We start from the raw sequence: 26664 nt of genomic DNA on the forward strand, positions 1-26664 counted from the left end.
AACATGTCAGTATCAATAAAGACTGCCAGGGAAATTGAATTAATGAGGGAATCCTGCCATTTGCTTGAGAAAGTTCATGACGAACTTGCAAAAGCAATCAGACCGGGGATTTCAACCTGGGAAATCGATCATTTGGGTGAAGAAATGATCCGAAGTTTCGGATGCACCCCGAATTTCCTTCATTACAATGGATATCCTGCATCCATCTGTGTATCTGTAAATGATGAGGTTGTACATGGAATCCCGAGTAAGAAGAGAATTCTTCGAGAAGGAGACATTGTCAGCCTGGATGCCGGACTCATCTACAAAGGTTATCATTCGGATGCTGCCCGTACCCATGCAGTTGGGGAGATCAGCCCTGAAGCTCAGAAACTGATTGATGTAACCCGTCAGAGTTTCTTTGAAGGAATCAAAATGGCAAAAGCAGGAAATCATCTGTATGATATTTCCGCTGCGATCGGCAATTATGCAGAAAGTTTTGGATACGGTGTGGTCAGAGATCTGGTTGGTCATGGAATCGGAACCAGCCTTCATGAAGATCCGCAGATTCCGAACTTTGCACAGAAGCGGAGAGGAATCCGTCTGGTGCCTGGTATGACACTTGCTATTGAACCTATGATCACCATGGGCAGACCGGAAGTCTGCTGGCTGGATGATGACTGGACGGTTGTGACTGAAGATGAATCACTGGCCGCTCACTATGAGAATACGATTCTCATCACTGAGGGCGAACCTGAAATCCTGACCTTTACGAAATAGAGGTGCCCGGATGGAAGGATATGGTGTTGGCATGATGGCCAGATCCCTTGCCGGTCATGATAAGGGAAAGGTCTATATGGTTCTGGATGTGAAAGAGCCTTTTGTGTATCTGGTGGACGGGAAGATCCGTACACTGGATCATCCGAAAAAGAAAAGGATCAAACATGTTCAGGTGGATCGGCATATTCCTGAATGGATCCAGAATGTGATCCGGGAAGGAAGAGATCTTCAGGATTCGGATGTCATCCGTGGAAGAAGAGAATACGGCGAAAAGTAAAACAGGAGGGAATGCAATGTCTAAGGCAGATGTTATTGAAGTAGAAGGTACTGTCCTTGAAAAATTGCCAAATGCAATGTTCAAGGTTGAGCTGGAAAATAAACATGTGGTATTGGCACATATCAGTGGTAAGCTGAGAATGAATTTTATTCGTATCTTACCGGGAGATAAGGTTACTATGGAACTTTCTCCGTATGATTTGTCTAAGGGTAGAATTATCTGGAGAGATAAATAAAGAATAGTTATCCCGAAGGGTACGCACCAGCCGGATACTTTCCTCCGTAAGCAACGTGGGCAGGGTAACTTTGAGCTAGCCACCAACTACGACTAAGACTCTCGCGAGAGCGCTCGAGCCTAAGTCTGCGTAGGTGTCGGATCTCAAAGCTTACCCTAGGCGCCCACAAAGTGTTGCTGACGGAGGAAAGTATCCGGCTGGTGCTGGTTTTGGGATAACGGGGAGAAAGGCTGAAAAAGCAGGAAAAAAATTGAAAAAATGGCTTGCTTTTTTGAAAAGAGAATGCTATACTGTAAGACGAACTTTTGTGAATGCGTTCTTTTTTTGTGCGCAAAAAACAGGGTTCTTCCACCATGAGCAGGCGCAAGAATGCGTCTTAGCTAAGAAGGAGAAAGGAGGATTCACATGAAAGTAAGATCATCTGTTAAACCGATCTGCGAGAAATGCAAGATCATCAAAAGAAAAGGTAGTATCAGAGTAATCTGCGAGAATCCAAAACACAAACAGAGACAGGGCTAATCCGTCAATTAGATCTGACTGTTTGGAAGCGAGAGCTTCAAAATTAAGTGCGGCTGCAGTAGGACACATCTGGATGTGTTGTACTGTTTAGATATTATAATGAGAGTGCTCCGGAGTGGTGTACCGGAGAGCCTCCGGCGGATGAACGCCGTAGAGAGCGTTGCATCCCTTATAATATTGCTTAATACCGGCTAAGCCGGAAAGGTCATGGAGACATGGCTGGATGCTTCACATACCGGCATCCCAATTAGGAAAATATTAATATGACCGGATAGGACACACATTTCAGACATATGGTGACATATGGGCTGCCCCGACTGGTCAAGTAGAAGATGGAGGAAAATTACATGGCACGTATTGCTGGTGTAGACTTACCAAGAGAAAAACGTATTGAAATCGGATTAACTTATATCTACGGAATCGGTAGAACAAGCGCTACCCGTATTCTGGAAGCAGCTAATGTAGATCCGAACACCCGTGTTAGAGATATCACGGACGAAGAAGTAAAAAGAATCAGTGCTATAATCGATGAGACTCAGACTGTAGAAGGTGATCTGAGAAGAGAGATCGCTATGAACATCAAACGTCTGCAGGAGATCGGATGCTACAGAGGTATCCGTCACAGAAAGAGCCTGCCTGTTCGTGGTCAGAAAACAAAGACCAACGCAAGAACAAGAAAAGGTCCTAAGAGAACTGTAGCAAACAAGAAGAAATAATTCGTGGCAACCAGTAACATAGAATAGAAGAAAGTGTAGGTTAGTTTTTAAAATGGCTAAAGTGACAAAGAAAACGACAAAACGTCGTGTAAAGAAAAACGTTGAACGCGGACAGGCACATATCCAGTCATCTTTCAATAACACAATCGTTACTCTGACAGATGCTGAAGGAAATGCTTTATCATGGGCAAGTGCCGGTGGTCTGGGATTTAGAGGTTCAAGAAAATCTACTCCTTATGCAGCTCAGGTAGCAGCAGAAACAGCTACTAAAGCAGCGTTAATTCATGGTCTGAAAACTGTTGATGTATTCGTAAAAGGACCGGGATCAGGAAGAGAAGCAGCAATCCGTGCTCTTTCCGCATGCGGACTTGATGTAGTAAGTATCAAAGACGTAACTCCGGTACCACACAATGGTTGCCGTCCACCAAAACGTAGAAGAGTCTAATTAGGAGGTCAGTAGATTATGGCAGTAAATAGAGTACCAGTTCTGAAAAGATGTAGATCCCTGGGTCTGGATCCTATCTATTTAGGAATTGACAAAAAATCCACAAGACAGTTAAAAAGAGCAAACCGTAAAATGTCTGAGTACGGTCTGCAGCTGAGAGAAAAACAGAAAGCAAAATTCATCTATGGTGTTCTGGAAAAACCTTTCCGTAACTACTACAAGAAAGCTGACCAGATGCCTGGTATGACAGGTAGTAACCTGATGGCCATGCTGGAAATGAGACTGGACAACGTAATCTTCCGTCTGGGATTCGCAAGAACCAGAAGAGAAGCTCGTCAGATCGTTGACCACAAACATGTACTGGTAAACGGCAAACAGGTAAACATTCCGTCTTACCTGGTAAAAGCCGGAGATCAGATTGAGATCAAAGAAGCTAAAAAATCTTCTCAGAGATATAAAGACATTCTGGAAGTGACCGGTGGAAGACTGGTTCCGGAATGGCTGGATGTTGATCAGGAAGCATTAAAAGGAACTGTTAAAGAAGTTCCTGCAAGAGATGCAATTGACGTACCTGTAAACGAAATGCTTATCGTCGAGTTGTATTCTAAATAATTGTGAGTTGTGGCTCACCGTTTACGTGTGGGCCATTTCCCATATGTTACCCTCAGTGAAAATAATTATCCCAATAAGGAGGGCCTGGTATGTTTGATTTTAACAAACCAAAAATTGAGATTACAGAAATTTCCGATGATAAAAAATATGGCCGCTTTGTAGTAGAACCGTTGGAGCGTGGCTATGGTATTACTCTGGGTAACTCCCTGAGAAGAATCATGTTGTCCTCTCTGCCGGGTGCTGCAGTCAGCCAGGTAAAAATCGAAGGCGTTCTGCATGAGTTCAGTTCCATCCCGGGTGTAAAAGAGGATGTAACCGAAATCATCATGAATCTGAAGAGCCTTGCGATCAAGAACACAAGCGAAAGCAATGATCCGAAGATCGCATACATCGAGTTCGAAGGCGAAGGCGTGGTAAGAGCATCTGATATCCAGGTTGACCAGGATATCGAGATCATGAATCCAAACCAGGTAATCGCTACATTAAACGGCGGACCAGACAGCAAGCTGTATATGGAACTGACCATTACAAAAGGTCGTGGTTACGTCAGTGCAGATAAAGGAAAAACAGATGATATGCCGATCGGCGTATTAGCTGTAGATGCAATCTATACACCGGTAGAGCGTGTAAACCTGACAGTTCAGAACACTCGTGTCGGCCAGATCACTGACTACGATAAACTGACACTGGATGTTTATACAAAGGGAACTCTGGATCCGGATGAAGCAGTCAGCCTGGCTGCGAAAGTATTGAGCGAGCATCTGAAACTGTTCATTGACCTCTCTGAAAATGCAAAGACTGCAGAAGTCATGATTGAAAAAGAGGACAATGAAAAAGAAAAAGTTCTGGAAATGAACATCGACGAGCTGGAGCTGTCCGTTCGTTCCTACAACTGTCTGAAGAGAGCCGGTATCAATACCGTTGAAGAACTTTGCAACAGAACTTCTGAAGATATGATGAAAGTCCGTAACCTGGGACGTAAATCTCTGGAAGAAGTACTTGCAAAATTAAAAGAACTGGGATTGCAGTTAAATCCTGGTGAAGAATAAGAAGCAGCTTGTTTGTTGCAACTGCCGGTAACTGGCCGGTAGGGTAAAGGAATATTTGTAGAAGATAAAGCAGTCCGTCAGTAAGACCAAAGAAGCATGACCGGCTGTTCCACAAATGGAGGAAAATAAAATGGCAGGATATAGAAAACTGAGCAGAACATCTGCACAGAGAAAAGCGTTAATCAGAAACCAGGTAACAAATCTGTTATATCATGGTAAAATCGTTACTACAGAAGCAAAAGCAAAAGAAATCCGCAAAGTTGCTGAAGGCCTGATCGCTCTGGCTGTAAAAGAAAAAGACAACTTTGAAACAGTAACTGTTACAGCTAAAGTTGCTCGTAAAGATGCTGATGGCAAAAGAGTAAAAGAAGTTGTAGACGGAAAGAAAGTAACTGTTTACGATGAAGTACAGAAAGAAATCAAGAAAGACGCTCCTTCCAGACTGCATGCAAGACGCCAGATGATGAAAGTATTCTATCCGGTAAAAGCTGTTCCGACAGAAGCTGCTGGAAGAAAGAAAAACACAAAAGACGTTGACATGGCAGACAAAATGTTCAACGAAATCGCACCAAAATATGCTGACCGTAACGGTGGTTACACAAGAATCATCAAAATCGGACCGCGTAAAGGTGACGCAGCTATGGAAGTAGTTCTGGAGTTGGTATAATTTCAGAGTGTTCAAACGATAATTAACAGGACACCGATCTGTGGAAACATAGATCGGTGTCTTTTTTGCTGCGTTGCATAGACTGTTTACGCTCTGTCCAGTATTTTTTTGCATCTTTTTACATATAAAAATCAACAAATTACCATATAAAATTATCAGGTTAACAGGTATGATAGAGACATCAAAGATTCTGAAAATGCATCCAGGACAGCTGAGATTTTACAAAAATACATCATATCAGCGAAGGAAGGGATGAATGACAGAAGAGATAACGGATTATAAGAAAGGATGGACAACAAAATGAACAAACCAATCGCACTGACCCCTCCGATGGGCTGGAATTCCTGGAATACCTTTACCTGGGATATCAATGAAAAAATGATCTGTGAGATGGCAGATCGCATGGTAGAAGACGGATATCTGGAGGCCGGATACGAATATCTGGTCATCGATGACTGCTGGAGCCTGAAACAGCGTGATGCGGACGGTAATCTCGTTCCGGATCCGGAAAAATTCCCGCATGGAATGAAGTGGGTCAGTGATTATGTACATGGAAAAGGACTCAAATTCGGCATGTATTCCTGTGCAGGAACCCATACCTGCGCCGGTTATCCGGGCAGTTTTGAACATGAATTCCAGGATGCGAAGAAATTTGCAGAGTGGGGCGTGGATTATCTGAAATACGACTACTGCTTCAAGCCACGGCAGATTCCGGGTGAAATCCTGTATAAACGAATGAGCCTTGCTTTAAAGAATTGTGGCAGAGAAATCCTGTTTGCTGCATGTAACTGGGGAACTGACGGAGTCTACGACTGGATCCGGTCTTCCGGAGCGCATACCTATCGTTCTACCGTGGATATTCAGGATAACTGGGAATCCATTACAAATCTGGCAATCTCTCAGATGGGAAAAGAGCCCTATACCGGCAATTTCTGCCACAACGATATGGACATGCTGGTTGTAGGAATGCACGGTGCCAGCAATGACGGATTTATCGGAAGTAAGATCGGTGGCTGTACCGATCAGGAATATCTGACACATTTTGCCCTGTGGGCGATCATGGGATCCCCGCTGATCATGGGCTGTGATCTGCGAAAAGCATCCGAAGAGACAAAGAAAACCCTGTTAAACAAAGATCTGATTGCTATCAATCAGGACCTGGAAGCACGCGGGGCTTATGTGATCAAACCACTTCCGGATGTTTATAACGAGAATGAAGCATTTATTCTGGTAAAACCTCTGGCAGATGGAGATCTTGCGATCGGTATCTTTAATTTCAGTGATACACAGAGGGAACTGTCTCTGGAATTCTGGGATATGGGTATTCCATATGCTGCCGGAGTATCCCTGTCTCTGCACGACTGCATTACAGGGGAAGAACTGGGCGAATTTACCGAGCGATTTGCACCGGTTGTACCATCCCATGGCTGTGTGGTTGTGCGCGCGCGCATTGTAGAAAAGTAGAAGAACAGTGCTGAATAATTAGGAAAATAAAGAGAAAGTTGTGGAAAAGTAAATGGATTGCAGAAAATGCGGTGCACATCTCACCACAGATGAGAAAGCCATCTATATGAAACTGGTATCTCGAAATGCTTCGAGTTTTCTGTGCATGGACTGTCTGGCGGAAGCGTTACACTGCGAACGAAAAGCGATTGAAGAGCGCATCCGATATTATCGGGAATCTGGCAATTGTGTGCTGTTTCGATAAACAAAGCCCCTCTTTACCGTGAAAAGTATAATTCCGGTGAAGAGGGCTTTGGTGTTTTCGCGAGCAACGAGCCAAAATTCATGCTTACATGAGACCTTTGCGACTGACACGATATCAAGTAGAATTCGTGAAGTGTGTTTTATCTCGTTTATGCAGGTAAAAAGCAAAGTTTTACTATGGGGCAGTCCGATATTGTGTTTGTTGACAGTAATTCAACAACTGTTTTATAATGCAGACAGAAAAGATCGGAAAAAGGAGACGGCATGGAACGGACAAAGATAGAGCAGTTATTTGAAAATTATTCTTTCTGGAGACATCTTTCGGAGGAGGAAAAGAAGATGCTTCAGGAACAGATTCGATGGTGTACCTACGAAGAAGGGCAGATGGTCACGGACACAGGAAGAGACTGTCTGGGGATTTTTCTGGTATGTGATGGTATCCTGCGTGCCAATCTGGTATCGGAAGCCGGAAAAGAAGCTACTGTATGCCGGATACATCCGGGAGAACTCTGTGTGATTTCGGCATCCTGCCTGCTTCCGGCCCTTCCTTTTGATATTCAGATCGATGCTGAGACGGACAGTGAAGTATATCTGCTTCCGACGGGTATCCTGCGACAGATCATGGAAAAGAATATCTATCTGGAGAACTTTATCTATAAAAAGATCAATGAGAGTTTTTCTGATATTATCGCCGCGATACAGAAAATTCTGTTTGCCAGTCTGGAGCAGCGTCTGGTCGGATTTCTTCTGGATGAGGCGGCCGGAGAAAAAGACGGAAAGATTTATATGACGCAGGAGCAGATTGCAAGAACTATTGGAAGTGCCAGAGAAGCAGTTAGCAGAACACTGAAAGGTCTGGTAAAAGGTGGCTGTGTGGAGTTGTTCCGCGGTGGCGTCCGTGTGGTCAATCGGAAAGAATTATATAAAAAAATATAAGAAGAAAATATGCACGATTTTTTGCAAAAAAGTGATCGAGCAACAGGGAAGAGAGATTGTGTCAGAACAGGGAAAAGAAGAGGTCAATCTGGTGTGCTATCATGTGTATGAACCGGGCGATCAGATTCTTCTGGAGGCTGTAACAGCAGAAAATCCCCCGGTATCGGACGACATTCCGCTTACCGGGGGATTTTTCTGTAGTGATCTGTTTATTTCTCCAGCAGTTTCAGAATATTTTCCTTACTGTCCACGCCGACGCTGGTAGCTGTCAGCTCGCCGTTTTTAAATACCAGAACGGTAGGAATGCTCATCACGCGGTACTTTCTTGCCAGATCCGGGTTTTCGTCTACGTTGACTTTGCCTACTTTGATTTTGCCTTCATTTTCCGAAGCAATCTCTTCGATCACGGGGGCAAGCATACGGCACGGCATGCACCAGGTAGCCCAGAAATCAACCAGCACCGGCACATCGGAGCCGAGCACTTCTGCTTCAAAATTGTCTGTTGTAAATGTATATTCCATAGTACTATGACCTCCTGTATTTTTATGATAATAGGATACCACATCTGCCGGGAAAGATTCTGTGATTAAGTCACAAATACAAATCCGAAGAAAATATGACGGTATTTTCGTGAATTTTCTGTAAAATTTTAGAAATCAAACTGATTACAAAAGACAAAAGGCGTGGTATAATGAGCCCAAACGGGCAGACAGGGAAATGTCTGTGAAAAAGAGGGTTTATCGTGGGAAAACTGTAAGAAAGAATGAAGAGATGAGGTGTACTATGAAAGGAAGAATGCTGTTTATCTTCAATCCGCGATCCGGAAAAGGCCAGATCCGCAACAAACTGATGGACATCATCGATGTTTTTGTCAAGGGCGGCTATGAAGTAGTGGTGCATCCGACCCAGGGGGCGAAGGATGCGGAAAAAATAGCAAAGAGCATGGCTGAAGAGGTCGACCTGATCGTGTGCAGCGGCGGAGACGGAACTCTTGATGAAGTGGTTACCGGTCTGATGGAAATCGGTGCGAATGTACCACTCGGTTATATTCCGGCGGGAAGTACAAACGATTTTGCAAGCAGCCTCGAGATCCCGCGGGATATGGTGAAAGCAGCGCAGGATATCGTGGACGGCCACCTGTTTTCCGTGGATGTGGGAAGCTTTAATGAAGATAATTTTATCTATGTGGCAGCTTTCGGCATGTTTACTGATGTTTCGTATGAAACAAGTCAGGATCTGAAAAATATTCTGGGACATCTTGCCTATGTGATGGAAGGCGCAAAGAGAATCTTTGATATAAAGACCTACCATCTGTGTGTGGAAGCCAACGGAGAAGTCCATGAGGGCGATTATATCTATGGAATGATCACAAATTCCCATTCCATAGGAGGATTTCGTAATCTGGTGGGAAACGATGTGGAGATGGATGACGGTCTGTTTGAAGTTACACTGATCAAAAAGCCGAAAAATCCGCTGGAATTAAACGAGATCATTGCCGCACTGATCAATGCGTACGATGACACGAATATGATCGATGCATTTAAGGCGAACAGCCTGTATATCCACGGAGATGAAGCGATTTCCTGGACGCTTGACGGTGAATTCGGCGGCGAGCATAAAGAGGTAAGAATAAAAAACAGAAAGCAGGCGCTTGATATTCTTATCAACTCTTGAATTTCAGAAGTTGATGGGTTATAATATACAAGAAATTAAAACGTGAACGTAGGAGGTTTGATTATGTTAGTATCAGCTACAGAAATGTTAAAAAAAGCAAAAGCAGGTCACTATGCAGTAGGACAGTTCAACATCAACAATCTTGAGTGGACAAAAGCGATTCTGCAGACTGCACAGGAATGTAATTCTCCAGTAATCCTTGGTGTATCCGAAGGTGCCGGAAAATATATGACAGGTTATAAAACTGTTGTAGGAATGGTTAACGGAATGCTGGAAGAGCTGAATATCACTGTTCCGGTTGCTCTGCATCTGGATCACGGCAGCTATGAAGGATGCCTGAAATGTGTAGAAGCAGGTTTCTCTTCTATCATGTTCGACGGTTCTCATTACCCAATCGAAGAGAACGTTGCAAAAACAAAAGAACTGGTTAAGATCGTTGCAGAACACGGAATGTCTCTGGAAGCAGAGGTTGGTTCCATCGGTGGTGAAGAAGACGGCGTTATCGGTGCCGGCGAGTGTGCAGATCCGAAGGAATGTAAAATGATCGCAGATCTGGGTGTTGATTTCCTGGCAGCAGGTATCGGTAACATCCACGGAAAATATCCGGCAAACTGGAAAGGTCTGAGTTTTGAAACTCTGGCAGCAGTTCAGGAACTGACAGGAGAACTGCCTCTGGTACTGCACGGTGGTACAGGTATCCCGGCTGATCAGATCAAAAAAGCAATCGACCTGGGCGTATCCAAAATCAACGTAAATACAGAGTGCCAGCTGGCATTTGCTGATGCTACACGTAAATACATCGAAGCTGGAAAAGACCTGGAAGGTAAAGGCTTTGACCCAAGAAAACTTCTGGCTCCGGGAGCAGAAGCAATCAAAGCTACTGTAAAAGAAAAAATGGAACTGTTCGGTTCTGTAAACAAAGCTTGAGAAATCTAATCAAAATTGGTCGGTCAGACCAGCTTTGATATACATGGCAACAAGTAGGCAGTCTGCTTATCAAAAAAGTGGACTGCCTTTTTTGAAGCCAGCAGTCGATGGGCCATGGCGGAGAACATGGCAGCGGAAAACATGGAGATGGAAATCGGGGTAAGACGGAAAGGATAGGAAAAATGAGTGAGTATGTAAACGTGGTTGAGATTTTCGGAGAAAATGTATTTAACGATGCGGTCATGCAGGCCCGCCTGCCTAAAAAAGTGTACAAAGAACTGAAACAGACGATGGAAGAGGGAAAAGAACTGACGTTGGAGATTGCTGATGTGGTCGCTCATGAGATGAAAGAATGGGCGATTGAAAAAGGCGCTACCCATTACAGTCACTGGTTCCAGCCTCTGACGGGTGTAACTGCAGAAAAGCACGATGCATTTATTACAGCACCGAAAGCAGACGGAAAGGTACTGATGAGCTTTTCAGGAAAAGAGCTGATCAAGGGTGAACCGGATGCATCTTCTTTCCCGTCCGGTGGTCTGCGTGCGACTTTTGAGGCAAGAGGATATACAGCATGGGATTGTACTTCACCGGCGTTTGTGCGCCAGGATGCTGCAGGTGCAACCCTTTGCATCCCAACAGCATTCTGTTCATATACAGGAGAAGCACTGGATCAGAAAACTCCACTGCTTCGCTCCATGGAGGCCATCAACAAAGAAGCCCTTCGTCTGATCCGATTGTTTGGCAATACTACTTCCAAAAAAGTGACCCCATCTGTTGGTGCGGAACAGGAGTATTTCCTGGTAGATGCGGCAAAATTTATGAAGAGAAAAGATCTGATTTATACCGGAAGAACCCTGTTCGGCGCGATGCCTCCAAAAGGTCAGGAGCTGGATGATCATTACTTCGGAACCATCCGTCAGAAGATCGCCGGTTACATGAAAGATGTCAACGAAGAGCTGTGGAAACTGGGTGTATCTTCAAAGACCCAGCACAATGAAGTTGCGCCGGCACAGCACGAACTTGCTCCGATCTACGCACCGGCAAACATCGCCGTAGACCACAACCAGATCATCATGCAGACTCTGAAACGTGTGGCAAGAAGACACGGTCTCAAATGCATCCTGCATGAAAAACCATTTGCAGGTGTTAACGGATCCGGAAAACACGATAACTGGTCTCTGGTTACCGATGATGGTATCAATCTGTTAGAGCCGGGAAAAACACCGCATGAGAACGTACAGTTCCTTCTGGTACTGAGCTGTATCCTGAAAGCTGTAGACCGTCATGCAGATCTGTTGCGCGAATCCGCATCCGATGTCGGTAACGATCACCGTCTGGGCGCAAACGAGGCTCCGCCGGCTATCATCTCCATCTATCTGGGCGAACAGCTGGAAGATGTGGTAGAACAGCTGGTAAGCACTGGTACTGCAGATCACAGCTTAAAAGGCGGCCGTCTGATGACCGGTGTGCGTACCCTGCCGGATCTGGCAAAAGATGCTACCGACAGAAACCGCACCTCACCATTTGCTTTCACCGGAAACAAATTTGAGTTCCGTATGGTAGGTTCCCAGGATTCTGTGGCAGCACCGAATATCGTTTTGAATACCATCGTGGCAGAAGCTTTCCAGGAAGCCTGCGAGATTCTGGAAAATGCGGAAGATTTCGATGTGGCAGTTCATGATCTGATCAAGACAAACTGCGCAGAACATCAGAGAATCATCTTCAACGGAAACGGATACTCCGATGCATGGGTAGAAGAAGCAAAACGCCGTGGTCTGCCAAACATCCGCTCCATGGTAGATGCCATTCCAGCGCTGACCACAGAGAAATCCATCGCCATGTTCGAACACTTCCATGTATTTACAAAGACAGAACTGGAGTCCCGTACCGAAGTCAAATACGAGACTTACGCAAAAGAAATCAACGTGGAAGCAAGAGCCATGATCGACATTGCCGCAAAACAGATCATCCCTGCCGTGATCAAATACGCAAAGCATCTGGCTGATGCCATTATCTCCATCCAGACCATCCCGGGTATGGACGTGAGCGTGGAGACCGAACTTCTGAAAGAAACCACAAAACTCCTGAGAGAAAGCCAGACAGCCCTCAAGACCCTCAAGGAAAAAACGGAAGCTGCATCCCTGATCGAAAACAACGAGCGCCAGGCAAGATACTACCACGATGAAGTAAACACCGCCATGGAAGCTCTGCGCAAACCAATCGACCAGCTGGAAATGATCGTAGACAAAGAAATGTGGCCAATGCCATCCTACGGCGACCTGATGTTCGAAGTCTAAACAAAAAATCAAACCAATTATATAAAAATAAATGCCCGCAAGTGGAAAAATCCCCTTCCACTTACGGGCATTCTTACGTAGAACATAAAATCTGTCAGTGTATGAAAATGGCAACACTATGAGGAGAGGAAACAATCACTCCAAAATACGTAAATCAGTTACTCATTTAAATCCATAATATTATGGAAAAAACGTATAACATACGACAACGTCATCCCTCCCAGTTGTCAATACCCAGCCGACAGAGGGCACACAGCCAGGGGCAGGGAACACTTTGTGGGCGTTTAGGGCAAGCTTTGAGATCCGACGCCTACGCAGACTTTCGCGAGGGTCAGCCGACCCTCGTGAATCATAGTCGGAGTTGGCGGCTAGCTCAAAGTTGCCCTGCCCACGTTCCCTGCCCCTGGCTGTGTGCCCTCTGTCGGCGTCCGCATATTCACAACTCATTTCCTCCATAAAAAGGAGGGTGCCAGCTACCTCCTTCCAAAGGTACCTGGCACAATTATGAAAAAGTGTTATCAAAAGTAATTCGCTTGTATCTTTCTTTTGATTTGTTATAATGTATTATATGCAACAGAAATGAAAAAATAATGATGCAAAAGTGAATGTATTTTGAAAGAAAAATGAACAAATTGTGAATAAAGGAGAAAAAACAACGATGGATGTACGAACATATCTGGAACAACAGCAAGTTCATCCCCAATTAATCCGCGCAGTAGAAGAATTCAGAAATCAGTACCGGGTAGAAGAAAAAGTAAAATACCGGGTAAGCGATCCTATGATGCCTTTCTACGGAACCGAGATTCTGGAGATGGGAATTGCCGCATTGCTGCAGAAAGAAAACCTGTTACTTTCCGGTTCCAAAGCCACCGGAAAAAATGTTCTGGCGGAAAATCTGGCATGGATCTTCCAAAGACCCACTTATAACATTTCTTTCCATGTCAACACAGGAAGCGGTGATCTGATAGGAACGGATACCTTTGAAGATAATCAGGTCAAACTGCGAAAAGGAAGCATCTATCAATGTGCGGAATACGGTGGATTTGGCATACTGGATGAAATCAATATGGCAAAAAACGATGCGGTATCTGTGCTGCATGCAACTCTGGACTATCGAAGAAGTATCGATGTGCCGGGATATGATAAGATTGAGCTGCATCCCGCGGCACGCTTTATCGGAACGATGAACTACGGCTATGCGGGGACCAAGGAACTGAACGAAGCGTTGGTATCCCGTTTTCTTGTGATTCAGATGCCGGACCAGAACGAAGAAACCCTGGAAAAAATATTTACCACTTCATTCCCGGAGGGAAAACCGGAAGCCATCGAACAGTTTATCGGACTTTTTCTGGATCTGCAAAAAAAGGCGGAGAACGGAGAAATATCCACAAAAGCTCTGGATCTTCGAGGAATCCTTGCTTCGTTGCGGGCGATCCGCCAGGGACTGAAACCGTCTCTGGCTGTGAGGATGGGTGTGATCAATAAGTGTTTTGACGGATTTGAAAAAGAGATTGTAGAAGATGTGGTCATGACCAGAATTCCGGAAGAATGGACCGCAGCGCAGGTGTTTTAGATGAACAGAGAGGAACTGGAAGAAAGACAGTTAGAGATTGCAAACAGAATGAAAAACATCATCTGGACCGTTTGCGGCGATTACACGCTTGAGGCGAAGCCGGATGTGGAAGCCTTTTTGAAATCAAAATATATTGCCCTGTACGACGGGATCAAACAGGGAGCCTTTGCAAAATATTTTGAAAAAGAAAAGCTCAGTATGTATCTGGTAAAAAAAGTCTATCTGGGTGCCCGTGAGGATGCGCTGGTGGCAATCGCGCAGCTGTGTATGGAAAAAGCGGTGGGAGACCGGATCGCCCGGGAGCGAAAAGGTGTGTCTTCGATTCAGAAAAAAGCATATGAATATGTGCTGGATCACGAGATGGATATGATGGTGAAATCAGAGTTCGGGCGGCTGCAGCTGGCGATGATGCGGCAGGTACTGACCGGGGAAAGACGGTGTGAAGAGAAGATCCGGAAACAGCTGGACCGGATCGAACCGCTGGAGAAGGCAGCTGATACGATGGAAGTGATCCGCACGATCGACGACTGCTATAATGCCTGGGTAGATCCTGAATTCGAACAGATACACGGTGATCTGTCCAAAGTGCTTGCTGTCACAGTGGAAGAACTGATGGAATACAGCTGGCAGGATTTTCTGACAGAAGATATGTATGAAGAAAACTTTGAAGCCTACCTGGAACAGATGAGCCAGCAGATGACTGCCACAGGACAGAATCACGCAGAAGAAAAAAAAGACGAGAAAGAAAGTTCCAAGAAGAGAAAGATCGTCCGGGTATCAGAAGAAGATCTGAAAAAAGTATATACGTATATTGAACTGAATTTCGGGAAAACCTATCTGTCGCCGCTGGAAGAAAAAAAGATTAATTTTCAGTTATGCCGCGGTATCCATGCAGACTGTGGACTGTATTTTACGGATGGAATTCTGGCCAATCCGGTGAAGAAAAATTATCAGCTGGAGTATGCAAAAAAACAACAGGGGAAAAATAAATACGCTTATTATGACAATCACCGGACGGTAAAACAGAATATTGTGATTCTTTCCGGAATCCTGAAAAAAGCTATGGCCATGCGACAGGAAGAGATAACAATCCTTTCCGACAGGGGAAAGATCTGCCCGGAAAGACTCTGGAAGATTGGGAGGAGCCGGGATGCCAAACTGTTTTCCCAGATCTGTCCGGCAGACGGAAGCACCTTTGTGGTGGATGTTTTGATCGATGCCAGCGGTTCCCAGAGGGTGCGGCAGGAACAGGTGGCACTGCAGGCATATATCATCATGCAGGCTTTGAGCAGCGTGCATATCCCGCATCGTGTGATGAGCTTTTGTACCTTCTGGGATCATACGATCCTGCAGCGATACCGGGAATATGATGAAGATGCATCGGCAAATGAAAAGATTTTTAATTTTACCACATCTTCCAATAACCGGGATGGACTGGCCATCCGGGCAGCTTCTCTGGGCCTCCTTGAACGGGAAGAGGAGCGTAAGATTATGATCATTCTCAGTGACGGAAGACCTTACGATGTGATTTTAAACCGCCCGAATGGGAGAAATCCCCAGCCGTATCAGGGAAAATATGCGGTGCGGGATACCGGAACAGAGGTACGACGGTTAAGAAATCTCGGAGTGTCTGTACTGGGCGTGTTCGCGGGAGAAGAGAAGGATCTGGAGGCAGAAAAAAAGATCTTTGGCCGGGACTTTGCCTATATTCGTGATATTTCCAGATTTTCCCGCATCGTTGGTAGCTATTTGAACAAACAAATAGAAGAAAATTGTTAATATTTCTCATTGAATCCGACAGAGGATTTTGTTATAGTAAGTTAGTATGACTCTAAGCTGTTAAAGCTTTAGTAACAGTTTGGAGACTGAATATGAATCCTCTTCGTTCGGAGGATGAGACAAGGGAGAAAAGAAAAATGGACAAGAAGAACGAAAGCTTCAAGCCTTATATCAGTGCGGACAAAGTTCTTCCGGAATTTACCGTGACATCGATCCTGATGGGTATTATTCTGGCAGTGGTATTCGGCGCAGCAAACGCATACCTGGGATTAAAAGTCGGTATGACTGTATCTGCTTCCATTCCGGCAGCAGTTATTTCCCTGGGTGTGATTCGTGTGATCATGAAAAAGAACTCCATTCTGGAGAGCAACATGGTCCAGACTATCGGTTCAGCCGGTGAGTCATTAGCGGCAGGTGCAATCTTCACCATGCCGGCATTATTCCTGTGGGCAGAGGAAGGAAAAATTGCTATGCCCGGTTACTTGGAGATTACCCTGATCGCCCTGTTTGGTGGTATCCTGGGTGTTCTGTTCATGATCCCGCTGAGAAAAGCACTGATCGTAGAAGAACACGGTACCCTGCCGTATCCGGAAGGAATGGCATGTGCAGAGGTTCTGCTGGCAGGTGAAGAGGGAGGTTCTAACGCTTCTACTGTATTTGCAGGTATGGGACTTGGTGCTGCATTCAAATTTATCGTAGACGGCCTGAAAATTGTTCCGTCCGATATTACAACCCCGAATATTAAAGGATATGCAGGACAGATCGGTGTGGAGATCTACCCGGCACTGATTGGTGTTGGCTACATCTGTGGACCATCCATTTCCTCTTATATGTTTGCCGGCGGTATCATTGCATGGCTGGTTTTGATTCCGGCAGTTGTTTTCTTCGGCGGAAGCGTCGATTTTGCCACACTGGGCAACACCGGTCTGGCAGGTCAGACTATCGCAGAAGTTTACGAAGCAAACGGAGCAAGTGCTATCTGGTCTAACGTTATCAAATACGTGGGTGCCGGTGCGATCGCTACCGGTGGTGTGATCAGCCTTCTGAAATCTCTGCCACTGATCATAAAAACATTTGCCGGAGCAATGAAGAGTCTGAAAAATACATCCGGTGGAACAAATGTCCGTACTGACCGTGACCTGAAGATGCCGGTTGTTCTCGGAATCATTCTGATCGTGATCATCCTGATCTGGCTGGTACCGTCTGTACCGGTAAGCCTTCTGGGTGCATTCCTGATCGCAATCTTTGGCTTCTTCTTCGCAACCGTATCTTCCAGAATGGTTGGTCTGATCGGAAGTTCCAACAACCCGGTTTCAGGTATGGCGATCGCAACTCTGCTGATTTCCACATTTGTACTGAAAGCTACCGGTAACACCGGTATGGCAGGTATGACCGGTGCTATCGCAATCGGTTCTATCATCTGTGTCATCGCAGCGATCGCAGGTGATACTTCTCAGGACTTAAAGACCGGATTTATCGTAGGTGCGACTCCTGCAAAACAGCAGGTAGGTGAGCTGATCGGTGTTGTTGCTTCCGGTTTTGCAATTGCAGGCGTTATGTCTCTGTTAAACAAAGCATGGGGCTTTGGTTCCGCAGAGATCCCTGCACCACAGGCTACTCTGATGAAAATGATCGTGGAAGGTATCATGGATGCAAAACTCCCGTGGGTACTGGTATTCATGGGTGTATTCCTGGCTCTGGCTCTGGAAGTACTTCGTGTACCGGTTATGCCGTTTGCCATCGGTCTGTATCTGCCGATCTACCTGTCCTGCGGTATTATGGTAGGTGGTGTGGTTCGTCTGTTCCTGGATAAGAAGAAAGAAGCAGAAGCGAAGAAGAAAGAAATGATCAGCAACGGTACGTTGTACTGTGCCGGTATGATCGCCGGCGAAGGTCTGGTTGGTATCCTGATGGCAGTTCTTGCTATCATTAAAGTGGGTGACAACAGTATCGGTGCTATCATCGGTGGTCTGTTCAATCTGTCCGGTGCAGCAGGAAACATTGTCGGACTGATCGTACTGGCTCTGATGATCCTGAGTCTGCTGAAATTCTCTGTATGGAGTAAGACAAAAAGCAAATAATGAGAGATAAAAGAAATTATCTGGATTTTGTTCCTGTAAAGAATCCACAGCTTCCCTGGCAGGAGGATGAAGGGGCAATCGTCACGGTGGAGGTCACTCACCGTGGCCTTGCCGCCAAAGTGGCACAGATTGCTTTCAACCGCCCAAAGGTAAGCCATATTCACATGGATGCATTCGGAAGTTTTATCTGGAAAGAAATTGACGGAGAACAGAACATCTATGAGATCGGACAGAAAGTGAAAGAACATTTCGGCAAAGAGGCAGAACCTCTTTATGAACGGCTGACAACGTTTTTTCGCATTCTGGCAGAGAACAAATATATCACTTATAAAAAATAACTGAAATTGGTTCACTGAATCATTACTATGCAAAATAATGAAAACCTGTATTTCGGGTAGAATAACCGGGAGGACAGAGCTTTCAGACAGCGGGCATAATGTGGTTCAGTGGACCAATTTTGGTTTTCAGGATACTTTTTTGAGGTAAAGAAAAGGCGTGGTGAAGAAATGAAGAGTATGATCAAACAAAAACCATGGATCAGAGATTATCTGCTGATTTTTATCGGTACGGCACTTATGTCGATCGCATTGAAATCCGCATTTGATACCAACGGGATCGTAGACGGAGGGTTCAGCGGCATCGCAATTATTGTAAAATCGGTGACGGAACCGCTGCTTCCGGGTGGTATTCCGCTGGGGGTGACCAACCTGTTGCTGAATATCCCCATGTTTTTCCTTGGTATCAAAATTATGGGCTTCGGTTTTATGGCAAAAACCATCTGGGGTACGGTCAGTCTGTCTTTTTGGCTGACCGTGATCCCGGTGATTCCACTGGTGGAGGGGGATATGGTGCTTGCAGTATTGATCGGTGGTGTTATCCAGGGAACCGGTATCGGTCTGGTATTTTTAGGGCGTGGAACCACCGGGGGAACGGATCTGGTGGCATCTCTGATCCAACGGTATGTAAAACACATCTCGATTGCGAGAATCATGCAGGTGATCGACGGGATGATAGTGGTGATCGGAGCTTTTGTTTTCGGACCGACCAAAGCAATGTATGCCATCGTGGCAATTTATATCGTGGGAAAAGTAACCGACGGTCTTCAGGAAGGACTGAATTATGCGAAAGCAGTATATATTATTACGGATCATCAGGAAGAGGTATCGAGAAGAATTCTCGAAGATCTGGACCGTGGGGTGACCGGCGTCCATGCACAGGGTATGTATGCCGGCACAGAACGGCTGATGCTTTTTTCCGTTGTAGGTAAAAAACAGATCGTGCAGCTGAAAGAAGTGGTTGCACAGGTGGATCCGAAAGCATTCATGATCGTTACAGATGCCAGGGAGGTTCTGGGAGAAGGATTTCAGGAATATAAGGTGTGAACAAAATGTGAAAATCTGCTCTGATTGTTACTTTTTCATGTTTTTCTCTTTATTTTTTGTATATTTTATATTAGAATATGATTTAAGAGACTTTGCTTATCAGGGGTGGATAGCAGATTCTAAATAAACTATGTACTGAAAGAGGGTATGATTATGATTTCAAATCAGATACTGCAAAACACACTGGATGGTTTGAAAAATATTACCAGAAGTGATTTCTGTATGGCCGATACAGAGGGGAAAATCCTGGCATTCACAGCACAGAATCCGGAAATAAGCAGCAGTGATATTTTAGGATTTGCCGCGTCTCCTGCGGACAGTCAGGTGGTACAGGAAAACCAGTTTTTCAAAGTATATGATGAAAATCGGCTGGAATATGTACTGGTTGTCAGCGGGGGTAGTGAAGATACTTATATGATCGGTCAGATGGCAGTATTTCAGATCCAGAATCTGTTGGTGGCCTACAAAGAGCGCTTTGATAAAGACAATTTTATCAAAAATCTGTTACTGGATAACCTGCTTCTGGTGGATATTTATAACAGAGCAAAAAAACTGCACATTGATGTGGAAACAAAACGTGTGGTGTTTATCCTGGAAACCGGTCAGGGAAAAGATTATACGGCTCTTGAAAATGTAAAAAATATTTTTCAGGGGAAAAAGGGCGATTTTATCACCGTTGTGGATGAGAAGAGTATTATCGTGGTGAAGGAAGTAAATCCCGGCGACGGTTATGCAGAGATGCAAAAGATCGCAGAATCGATTCTGCAGGCGGTACGCGAGAAGGATGAACTTGTGCATATTGCATACGGAACCATTGTAAAAGAACTTAAGGAGGTCTCACGTTCTTACAAAGAAGCAAGGATGGCCCTGGATGTCGGAAAGATTTTCTTTGATGAAAAAGAAATTATTGCCTACAGTTCACTGGGAATCGGCCGGCTGATCTATCAGCTTCCTATTCCGCTGTGCAAGATGTTTATAAAGGAGATCTTCGAGAATAAATCGCCGGATGATTTCGACGAGGAAACCATCACGACCATCAACAAATTCTTTGAGAACAGTCTGAATGTATCTGAGACATCACGTCAGCTGTACATTCACAGAAACACATTGGTATATCGGCTGGATAAGCTCCAGAAGAGCACCGGTCTTGATCTGAGAGTGTTTGAAGATGCAATCACCTTCAAGATCGCTCTTATGGTTGTACGATATATGAAGTATATGGAAACCTTAGACTATTGATTAATAATGTACTATCTGAGTCTTTCTGCACTTGCTTTTGTGGATGATTTTCCGCAGGTCGCACCCGAATTTCCGCAATGTACGCACTGCGTATGCCTCAGAAATTTTGGCACAACTGACAAAAATCATCTCACAAAATCAGGCACAGAAAGATTCAGAGAGTACATAATAGAAACAGGAGGAGTATATGATTACGTTGGAAAATGTAAGCAAATCTTACGCCAAGGGCCAACCGGCTTTAAACGACGTATCGCTGCACATTGATAAAGGGGAATTTGTATTTATAGTAGGAAACAGCGGTTCCGGGAAATCTACGCTGATCAAATTACTGTTGAAGGAACTGGAACCGACTTCCGGAACAATCATTGTTAACGATCAGAATCTCGGCAAGATGAAACGCAGAAAGGTTCCGAAATACCGTCGTGGGGTAGGCGTTGTATTTCAGGATTTCCGGTTGTTGAAAGATAGAAATGTATATGAGAATGTAGCATTTGCACAGCGCGTGATCGAGAGGCCGAACCGGGTGATCAAAAAGCGTGTGCCGGAGATTCTCACACTGGTAGGACTGGCAGAAAAGTACAAATCATTTCCGAGAGAATTATCCGGTGGTGAACAGCAGCGTGTGGCACTGGCCCGTGCACTGGTCAACCGTCCGAATATTCTTCTGGCAGATGAACCTACCGGTAATCTGGATCCGAAGAATTCACTGGAGATTATGAAACTGCTCGAAGAGATCAACGAGAGAGGAACTACAGTTCTGGTAGTAACCCATAACAGAGAAATCGTCAATTCATTCAGAAAGCGTGTAATTACCATGAGAAAAGGTGTAATTGTCAGCGACGAAGAGGAAGGTGGATATCTTGAGGATTAGTACAATCGGCTACAGTGCCAAACAGGGAATCAAAAATATATGGAGAAATATCATGTTCTCCGCGGCTTCCATAGCCACTATGACAGCATGTATCTTCTTATTTGGTCTGTTCTTTTCGTTGTTGATCAACTTTCGGTATATTGTAAAGAATGCAGAGGAAGGCGTTGCGGTTACCGTTCTTTTTGATGATGGTGTGGATCAGGCGACGATCAACAGTATCGGGGAGCAGATCAAGGCGTATAAAGGCGTAACGAAGGTTGAATATGTATCCGCTGAAGAGGCGTGGGATGAATGGTCAAAACAGTATTTTGGGGATACAGAACTGGCATCTGAGATGGCAGAAGGATTTAAGAATGATAATCCGCTGGCGAATTCTTCCAGTTATTCCGTCTATGTGGATAAGATCGAGCATCAGGATGCGCTGGTAAAATATATCGAGGGGCTTGATGGTGTCCGGGAAGTGAATCAGTTAAAGGGCGCGACACAGACCTTGTCTTCCTTTAACACCTTATTGACCTACATATCCGTGGCAATCATTCTGATCCTGCTTTGTGTGGCGGTCTTCCTGATCAGTAATACGGTAGCGATCGGTATTTCCATTCGTAAAGAAGAGATAGGTATCATGAAACTTATCGGTGCGACCAACTTCTTTGTAAGAGCACCATTTCTGATCGAAGGTATGATCATCGGTCTGATCGGAGCCATCATTCCGCTGGTATTACTTTTTGTCATGTACAAGAAAGTGATTGAATATGTTCTTACAAAGTTCAGTATGCTGAGCAGTGTGGTACAGTTTATGAGCGTTACAAAGGTATTCGAAGTACTGACTCCGGTGGCGCTGATCCTTGGTATGGGTATCGGACTGTTCGGAAGTGTGATCACGATCCGCAAACATCTGAGAGTCTGATAAATAACAAAAGAGAAATCAAAATGCCATCACCGAAGGTGATTGGAAATAATACAAAGGGGGGTGCAGCAGGAAAGCGGCAGCCCCCTTTGTATATGAATGAGTTTCTGTAAAAACTGAGAAATTGCAGGAGAAGACAGTAACAGACAGGAGACAACAGAGATGACAGAAAAAATGAAAACCTGGATCAAAGGATTTGCCGGGGGTGTGGCAGTAACCGTGATTGTGGGTGGTATCGGATACTTTATCTGCTTTGGATCCGTTCCAATGATCGGAGAACAGGGTCTGAGCCTCAGTGATCTTGGTAAAGCATCCAAAATAGCAAAATTAGTGGATAGATATTATCTGGATTACAAAGAAGGTGATGAAGACAGCCAGTATACGATGGAAGAAGGTATGTACAGTGGACTGGTAGCCAGTTTGCAGGATCCTTATTCCGGCTACTATTCCGAAGATGCCTACAAGCTGCTGCAGGAGTCCACACAGGGGGCGTATACAGGTGTGGGACTTACGATGTCCAAGGATCCGGACAGCGGAGTTGTCAGTGTGGTGGATCTGGCAGAAGGCGGCCCGGCAGAGCAGGCAGGGATTCAGAAAGGAGATATCCTGACGGCAGTGGATGGAAAGGATATTACTGAAAAAGAACTGTCAGAGATCTCCACAATCATCCGGGAAGATAACAAAAAGCAGGTGGTTTTGACTGTGGAACGGGATAGAACGACTGCCGATATCACAGTATCTCTGGAAAAGGTGGAAGTAACGGTAGTAAAGAGCCGGATGCTTGACGATTCCCTTGGATATATTCAGATTACAGAATTTACCGATGGCACTTCGGAACAGTTTAAGAAAGCCTACAGTGAACTGAATGAACAGGGAATGAAAGGACTTCTGGTTGATCTGCGGGAAAATCCGGGGGGACTTCTGACAGCGGTATGTGATACGCTGGAACAGATTCTTCCGAAAGGTATGATCGTGTATACCGAAGATAAGAGCGGACATCGGACGGAGCATACCTGTAAAGGAAAAACACCGATCGATATTCCTCTGGTGGTTCTGGTCAATGAAAACAGTGCCAGTGCTGCAGAGATCTTTTCCGGAGCGGTGAAAGATCACGGTGTGGGAACGCTGGTGGGCACCACGACATTTGGGAAAGGAATTGTTCAGCAGACTTTTTCACTGGGAGATGGCAGTGCAGTAAAACTGACCACTTCCAGATATTATACCCCAAACGGTGTGAATATCCAGGGAACCGGAATCACTCCGGATGTGGAGAGTGACTGGCCGGAGAATGCAGAAGAATTTACCAATCCGAATCAGTTTAACGAGCTTTCTCAGGAGGAATGGGAGAGTAAGGATGCACAGATGAAAAAAGCAAGAGAGGTTCTTTCGGAAAAGGTTGCACAGGCAGAACAGTGATGGTAAAATGAAAAAAATGTATTTCGGGAGCTTTCCGGTAATACATAAAAGTGCGGGGAGGACAGAGTATGGAAAAATATGTAATTACGACAGAGAATACAGCAGATCTGCCTTATTCTTACTATAAAGAACATCAGGTAGAATATATGTATCTGACATACCAGCTGGATGGAATCACTTATAATAAAGAAAATGAGCTGGATTTTAAAGAGTTTTACAGTCGGATGCGAGCAGGATCCATGCCGACCACGTCCCAGGTCAACAGTGAGGAAGCGAAAGACGTTCTGCGACCGCTTCTGGAGGCCGGAAATGATGTGCTGCATCTGGCATTTTCTTCCGGGCTGAGTGGCAGTTATAACAGTGTACGTCTGGCAGCAGAAGAACTGAAAGAAGAATATCCGGACAGAAAGATTCTGGTAGTCGATTCGCTGTGTGCTTCTCTTGGAGAAGGCCTGTTCGTTTACAAAGCGGTACAGATGAAAGAAGCGGGGGCATCTGTGGATGAAGTGGCTGCATGGCTGGAAGAACACAAACAGAACTTCTGCCATGTATTTACCGTAGATGATCTGTTCCATCTGTACAGAGGTGGCAGAGTATCAAAAGCCGCAGCTATCGTGGGAACAATGATCAATCTGAAACCGCTGCTTCACGTGGATGACGAGGGACATCTGATTCCATTAAGTAAGGTACGGGGAAGAAAGAAATCTCTGGCGACGCTGGTCTCCATGATGGAAGAGCGCATCGGAAGCTGGAAAGATAAAAATGATATTATCTTTATCAGTCATGGTGACTGTGAGGAGGATGCACAGTATGTGGCAAAACTGGTCAGAGAAAAGTTCGGATATGAAAGTTTTCTGATCAATACGATCGGGGCTACGATCGGAACCCATTCCGGACCGGGAACAGTAGCGCTGTTCTTTATGGGAGAATATCGGTAGGAAAAAGGTTACAAAAGCAAAATATAAAAAGCAGGAAAAGAATGTGAGATAAATCTACATTTTTTTCTTGCTTTTTTTCATATAATATGATACTGTCAGATTACAAGGAATGGAAACGTTACCGATAACGTTTCCGAAAGTACTGGAAATTTAAAGGAGGATAAAAAATGAGAGCAAGTGGTATCTTACTTCCTGTAACATCCCTGCCGTCTCCGTATGGTATCGGCTGTTTTTCAAAGGAAGCTTATGAGTTTGTGGACCAGCTGGAAAAAGGCGGTGAAAAGTATTGGCAGATTCTGCCGTTGGGACCGACCGGATATGGAGATTCCCCGTATCAGTCCTTTTCCACCTATGCGGGTAATCCGTATTTTATTGATCTGGAAACACTGATCGAGGAAGGACTGCTGACAAAAGAAGAGTGTGACAGTGTGGATTTTGGAAGTAATCCGGCATATGTGGATTACGAAAAAATATATATGGGCAGATTTGAACTTCTGGAGAAAGCGTTCCACAGATTTGTACCGGATCAGGCATATGAAACCTTTGTGGAAAAAAATAAAAAATGGCTGGAAGATTACAGTCTGTATATGGCGATCAAAAACAGCCTGGGCGGAATTGCCTGGAGCGAGTGGGAGGCACCACTGAAGACAAGACAGGAAGCTGCCCTGGAAGAAAAACGAGTGGAATTAAAAGAACAGATGGATTTTATCTGTTTTCAGCAATATGAATTTGCAAAACAGTGGGAGAAACTGAAACAGTATGCCAATGAAAAAGATATCCAGATCATCGGTGATATTCCGATCTACGTTGCATTTGACAGTGCAGATGCATGGGCGAATCCGGAACTGTTCCAGTTTGACGAGAACAGTACACCGCTGGCAGTGGCAGGATGCCCGCCGGATGCTTTTGCAGCTACCGGACAGCTCTGGGGCAATCCGCTGTATCGCTGGGATTACCACGCACAGACAGGATATGTCTGGTGGATCAGCCGTCTGAGACATTGTTTTACACTGTATGATGTGGTTCGTGTGGATCATTTCCGCGGATTTGATGAGTATTATGCGATCCCGTACGGTGACAAGACAGCAGAAAACGGTGTCTGGAAAAAGGGTCCGGGAATTGATCTGTTCCATACAGTGAAAAAAGAACTGGGCGATGCAAACATCATTGCAGAAGACCTGGGATATCTGACGGAAAGTGTTATGAAACTGGTGGAAGATACAGGATATCCGGGAATGAAAGTATTACAGTTTGCATTTGATTCAAGAGAGGAAAGTAACTATCTGCCACATAATTATCCGCATAACTGTGTGGTTTACACCGGAACTCACGATAATAATACGGTTCGTGGATGGCTGGACGATATGTGTGAGGAAGACAACGCACTGGCAGAAGATTACATGAACAATGCGGATACACCGAAAGATGAACGTCCGTGGGAGTTCATCCGTCTGGCACTCGGTTCCGTGGCTGACCTTGCGGTGATTCCGCTGCAGGATTATCTGTGTCTGGGAACAGAGGCAAGAATCAATCTTCCGTCCACTCTTGGCAACAACTGGAAGTGGCGTCTGGTGCCGGGGCAGGTAACGGACGAGATGCTTGAAAAGATGTGTCATCTGAACAAGCTGTTCGGAAGATTGTAAAAGAGAGAGGAAGTG

27 protein-coding genes are annotated in these 26664 nt (G+C 45.0%); 26 read left to right on the forward strand and 1 reads right to left on the reverse strand.

The genetic code is table 11. The features are described 5' to 3' along the window. Nucleotides 1-3: 3 nt before the first annotated feature. The 12 genes from map to FYJ57_RS06265 all read left to right on the forward strand — a co-directional run bounded on the left by map (nt 4) and on the right by FYJ57_RS06265 (nt 7922). Nucleotides 4-759 carry a type I methionyl aminopeptidase gene (map, locus tag FYJ57_RS06210; RefSeq protein ID WP_022172087.1) on the forward strand — a complete coding sequence of 252 codons (756 nt, stop codon included), beginning with the start codon at nt 4-6 and terminating at the stop codon, nt 757-759. A gap of 10 nt (nt 760-769) precedes the next feature. Beyond that, nucleotides 770-1036 (forward strand): KOW domain-containing RNA-binding protein, encoded by a 267-nt coding sequence (locus FYJ57_RS06215; RefSeq protein ID WP_022172088.1) that lies wholly within the window; start codon nt 770-772, stop codon nt 1034-1036. A gap of 16 nt (nt 1037-1052) precedes the next feature. Further along, a complete protein-coding gene (infA, locus tag FYJ57_RS06220) occupies nt 1053-1271 on the forward strand; it encodes a translation initiation factor IF-1 (RefSeq protein WP_106491835.1) in 219 nt (72 codons plus the stop codon). Nucleotides 1272-1676: 405 nt separating this feature from the next. Next, complete coding sequence (gene rpmJ / locus FYJ57_RS06225) at nt 1677-1790, forward strand: 50S ribosomal protein L36 (RefSeq protein WP_003497809.1); 114 nt, start codon at nt 1677-1679, stop codon at nt 1788-1790. A gap of 347 nt (nt 1791-2137) precedes the next feature. Beyond that, nucleotides 2138-2506, forward strand: coding sequence for a 30S ribosomal protein S13 (rpsM, locus tag FYJ57_RS06230; RefSeq protein WP_154432051.1), 369 nt, complete (start codon nt 2138-2140; stop codon nt 2504-2506). 52 nt (nt 2507-2558) lie between these two features. Then, complete coding sequence (rpsK, locus tag FYJ57_RS06235) at nt 2559-2951, forward strand: 30S ribosomal protein S11 (protein WP_022172310.1); 393 nt, start codon at nt 2559-2561, stop codon at nt 2949-2951. Between the two features lie 18 nt (nt 2952-2969). After that, a complete protein-coding gene (gene rpsD, locus FYJ57_RS06240; protein ID WP_154432052.1) occupies nt 2970-3563 on the forward strand; it encodes a 30S ribosomal protein S4 in 594 nt (197 codons plus the stop codon). A gap of 89 nt (nt 3564-3652) precedes the next feature. Continuing rightward, on the forward strand, nt 3653-4612 hold the full coding sequence (locus FYJ57_RS06245; protein ID WP_022172312.1) for a DNA-directed RNA polymerase subunit alpha: 960 nt from the start codon (nt 3653-3655) through the stop codon (nt 4610-4612). A 130-nt stretch (nt 4613-4742) separates the two neighbouring features. After that, nucleotides 4743-5279, forward strand: coding sequence for a bL17 family ribosomal protein (locus FYJ57_RS06250; RefSeq protein WP_022172313.1), 537 nt, complete (start codon nt 4743-4745; stop codon nt 5277-5279). Between the two features lie 300 nt (nt 5280-5579). Continuing rightward, complete coding sequence (locus FYJ57_RS06255; protein ID WP_154432053.1) at nt 5580-6743, forward strand: glycoside hydrolase family 27 protein; 1164 nt, start codon at nt 5580-5582, stop codon at nt 6741-6743. A 52-nt stretch (nt 6744-6795) separates the two neighbouring features. Next, nucleotides 6796-6987 (forward strand): hypothetical protein, encoded by a 192-nt coding sequence (locus tag FYJ57_RS06260; protein WP_022172315.1) that lies wholly within the window; start codon nt 6796-6798, stop codon nt 6985-6987. Nucleotides 6988-7250: 263 nt separating this feature from the next. Next, nucleotides 7251-7922: a Crp/Fnr family transcriptional regulator gene (locus FYJ57_RS06265; protein WP_154432054.1), complete on the forward strand. Its 672-nt coding sequence runs from the start codon at nt 7251-7253 to the stop codon at nt 7920-7922. 209 nt (nt 7923-8131) lie between these two features. On the opposite strand, the gene trxA is transcribed toward FYJ57_RS06265, so the two are convergent. After that, a complete protein-coding gene (gene trxA / locus FYJ57_RS06270; RefSeq protein ID WP_117523987.1) occupies nt 8132-8443 on the reverse strand; it encodes a thioredoxin in 312 nt (103 codons plus the stop codon). Nucleotides 8444-8705: 262 nt separating this feature from the next. Between trxA and FYJ57_RS06275 the strand changes: the two genes are divergently transcribed. The 14 genes from FYJ57_RS06275 (at nt 8706) to malQ (ending at nt 26649) form a co-directional block, all read left to right on the forward strand. Next, nucleotides 8706-9596, forward strand: coding sequence for a diacylglycerol/lipid kinase family protein (locus tag FYJ57_RS06275; protein WP_154432055.1), 891 nt, complete (start codon nt 8706-8708; stop codon nt 9594-9596). Nucleotides 9597-9659: 63 nt separating this feature from the next. Further along, the gene (fba, locus tag FYJ57_RS06280) at nt 9660-10523 is read left to right on the forward strand and encodes a class II fructose-1,6-bisphosphate aldolase (RefSeq protein WP_022172320.1); all 864 of its coding nucleotides are present in this window, start codon (nt 9660-9662) and stop codon (nt 10521-10523) included. Nucleotides 10524-10705: 182 nt separating this feature from the next. Further along, nucleotides 10706-12820: a glutamine synthetase III family protein gene (locus tag FYJ57_RS06285; protein ID WP_154432056.1), complete on the forward strand. Its 2115-nt coding sequence runs from the start codon at nt 10706-10708 to the stop codon at nt 12818-12820. A gap of 658 nt (nt 12821-13478) precedes the next feature. Beyond that, on the forward strand, nt 13479-14393 hold the full coding sequence (locus FYJ57_RS06290) for an AAA family ATPase (RefSeq protein ID WP_154432057.1): 915 nt from the start codon (nt 13479-13481) through the stop codon (nt 14391-14393). Next, entirely contained in the window at nt 14394-16172 is a 1779-nt protein-coding gene (locus tag FYJ57_RS06295) for a cobaltochelatase CobT-related protein (protein WP_205839927.1), read from the forward strand. It abuts the gene before it with no gap. 137 nt (nt 16173-16309) lie between these two features. Continuing rightward, complete coding sequence (locus FYJ57_RS06300) at nt 16310-18253, forward strand: OPT family oligopeptide transporter (protein ID WP_154432058.1); 1944 nt, start codon at nt 16310-16312, stop codon at nt 18251-18253. Beyond that, complete coding sequence (locus FYJ57_RS06305; protein WP_118576045.1) at nt 18253-18591, forward strand: PqqD family protein; 339 nt, start codon at nt 18253-18255, stop codon at nt 18589-18591. Before FYJ57_RS06300 ends, FYJ57_RS06305 begins: the two co-directional genes overlap by 1 nt. Before the next feature lie 168 nt (nt 18592-18759). Further along, nucleotides 18760-19635: a YitT family protein gene (locus tag FYJ57_RS06310; protein WP_154432059.1), complete on the forward strand. Its 876-nt coding sequence runs from the start codon at nt 18760-18762 to the stop codon at nt 19633-19635. A gap of 153 nt (nt 19636-19788) precedes the next feature. Further along, entirely contained in the window at nt 19789-20874 is a 1086-nt protein-coding gene (locus FYJ57_RS06315) for a PucR family transcriptional regulator (protein ID WP_154432060.1), read from the forward strand. A gap of 187 nt (nt 20875-21061) precedes the next feature. Continuing rightward, nucleotides 21062-21745, forward strand: coding sequence for a cell division ATP-binding protein FtsE (gene ftsE / locus FYJ57_RS06320; RefSeq protein WP_022172328.1), 684 nt, complete (start codon nt 21062-21064; stop codon nt 21743-21745). Further along, the gene (gene ftsX / locus FYJ57_RS06325; protein ID WP_154432062.1) at nt 21735-22652 is read left to right on the forward strand and encodes a permease-like cell division protein FtsX; all 918 of its coding nucleotides are present in this window, start codon (nt 21735-21737) and stop codon (nt 22650-22652) included. Before ftsE ends, ftsX begins: the two co-directional genes overlap by 11 nt. Nucleotides 22653-22814: 162 nt before the next feature. Then, entirely contained in the window at nt 22815-24068 is a 1254-nt protein-coding gene (locus tag FYJ57_RS06330; RefSeq protein WP_235904455.1) for a S41 family peptidase, read from the forward strand. Nucleotides 24069-24136: 68 nt separating this feature from the next. Continuing rightward, the gene (locus tag FYJ57_RS06335; RefSeq protein ID WP_106491848.1) at nt 24137-25006 is read left to right on the forward strand and encodes a DegV family protein; all 870 of its coding nucleotides are present in this window, start codon (nt 24137-24139) and stop codon (nt 25004-25006) included. A 167-nt stretch (nt 25007-25173) separates the two neighbouring features. After that, complete coding sequence (gene malQ / locus FYJ57_RS06340; RefSeq protein WP_022172332.1) at nt 25174-26649, forward strand: 4-alpha-glucanotransferase; 1476 nt, start codon at nt 25174-25176, stop codon at nt 26647-26649. Nucleotides 26650-26664: the final 15 nt, after the last annotated feature.

This window comes from Oliverpabstia intestinalis (assembly GCF_009696065.1).
Lineage (GTDB): Bacteria > Bacillota > Clostridia > Lachnospirales > Lachnospiraceae > Oliverpabstia > Oliverpabstia intestinalis.

Bases quoted from the DNA above. Each gene is read 5' to 3' on its own strand.
- malQ (WP_022172332.1), top strand. From the start codon at position 25,174: ATGAGAGCAAGTGGTATCTTACTTCCTGTAACATCCCTGCCGTCTCCG.
- FYJ57_RS06290 (WP_154432057.1), top strand. From the start codon at position 13,479: ATGGATGTACGAACATATCTGGAACAACAGCAAGTTCATCCCCAATTA.
- FYJ57_RS06265 (WP_154432054.1), top strand. From the start codon at position 7,251: ATGGAACGGACAAAGATAGAGCAGTTATTTGAAAATTATTCTTTCTGG.
- rpsK (WP_022172310.1), top strand. From the start codon at position 2,559: ATGGCTAAAGTGACAAAGAAAACGACAAAACGTCGTGTAAAGAAAAAC.
- FYJ57_RS06300 (WP_154432058.1), top strand. From the start codon at position 16,310: ATGGACAAGAAGAACGAAAGCTTCAAGCCTTATATCAGTGCGGACAAA.
- rpsD (WP_154432052.1), top strand. From the start codon at position 2,970: ATGGCAGTAAATAGAGTACCAGTTCTGAAAAGATGTAGATCCCTGGGT.
- FYJ57_RS06310 (WP_154432059.1), top strand. From the start codon at position 18,760: ATGAAGAGTATGATCAAACAAAAACCATGGATCAGAGATTATCTGCTG.
- FYJ57_RS06245 (WP_022172312.1), top strand. From the start codon at position 3,653: ATGTTTGATTTTAACAAACCAAAAATTGAGATTACAGAAATTTCCGAT.
- FYJ57_RS06275 (WP_154432055.1), top strand. From the start codon at position 8,706: ATGAAAGGAAGAATGCTGTTTATCTTCAATCCGCGATCCGGAAAAGGC.
- fba (WP_022172320.1), top strand. From the start codon at position 9,660: ATGTTAGTATCAGCTACAGAAATGTTAAAAAAAGCAAAAGCAGGTCAC.
- FYJ57_RS06285 (WP_154432056.1), top strand. From the start codon at position 10,706: ATGAGTGAGTATGTAAACGTGGTTGAGATTTTCGGAGAAAATGTATTT.
- map (WP_022172087.1), top strand. From the start codon at position 4: ATGTCAGTATCAATAAAGACTGCCAGGGAAATTGAATTAATGAGGGAA.
- infA (WP_106491835.1), top strand. From the start codon at position 1,053: ATGTCTAAGGCAGATGTTATTGAAGTAGAAGGTACTGTCCTTGAAAAA.
- FYJ57_RS06255 (WP_154432053.1), top strand. From the start codon at position 5,580: ATGAACAAACCAATCGCACTGACCCCTCCGATGGGCTGGAATTCCTGG.
- FYJ57_RS06295 (WP_205839927.1), top strand. From the start codon at position 14,394: ATGAACAGAGAGGAACTGGAAGAAAGACAGTTAGAGATTGCAAACAGA.
- rpmJ (WP_003497809.1), top strand. From the start codon at position 1,677: ATGAAAGTAAGATCATCTGTTAAACCGATCTGCGAGAAATGCAAGATC.
- ftsE (WP_022172328.1), top strand. From the start codon at position 21,062: ATGATTACGTTGGAAAATGTAAGCAAATCTTACGCCAAGGGCCAACCG.
- FYJ57_RS06215 (WP_022172088.1), top strand. From the start codon at position 770: ATGGAAGGATATGGTGTTGGCATGATGGCCAGATCCCTTGCCGGTCAT.
- trxA (WP_117523987.1), bottom strand. From the start codon at position 8,443: ATGGAATATACATTTACAACAGACAATTTTGAAGCAGAAGTGCTCGGC.
- rpsM (WP_154432051.1), top strand. From the start codon at position 2,138: ATGGCACGTATTGCTGGTGTAGACTTACCAAGAGAAAAACGTATTGAA.
- FYJ57_RS06330 (WP_235904455.1), top strand. From the start codon at position 22,815: ATGACAGAAAAAATGAAAACCTGGATCAAAGGATTTGCCGGGGGTGTG.
- FYJ57_RS06335 (WP_106491848.1), top strand. From the start codon at position 24,137: ATGGAAAAATATGTAATTACGACAGAGAATACAGCAGATCTGCCTTAT.
- FYJ57_RS06305 (WP_118576045.1), top strand. From the start codon at position 18,253: ATGAGAGATAAAAGAAATTATCTGGATTTTGTTCCTGTAAAGAATCCA.
- FYJ57_RS06260 (WP_022172315.1), top strand. From the start codon at position 6,796: ATGGATTGCAGAAAATGCGGTGCACATCTCACCACAGATGAGAAAGCC.
- FYJ57_RS06250 (WP_022172313.1), top strand. From the start codon at position 4,743: ATGGCAGGATATAGAAAACTGAGCAGAACATCTGCACAGAGAAAAGCG.
- FYJ57_RS06315 (WP_154432060.1), top strand. From the start codon at position 19,789: ATGATTTCAAATCAGATACTGCAAAACACACTGGATGGTTTGAAAAAT.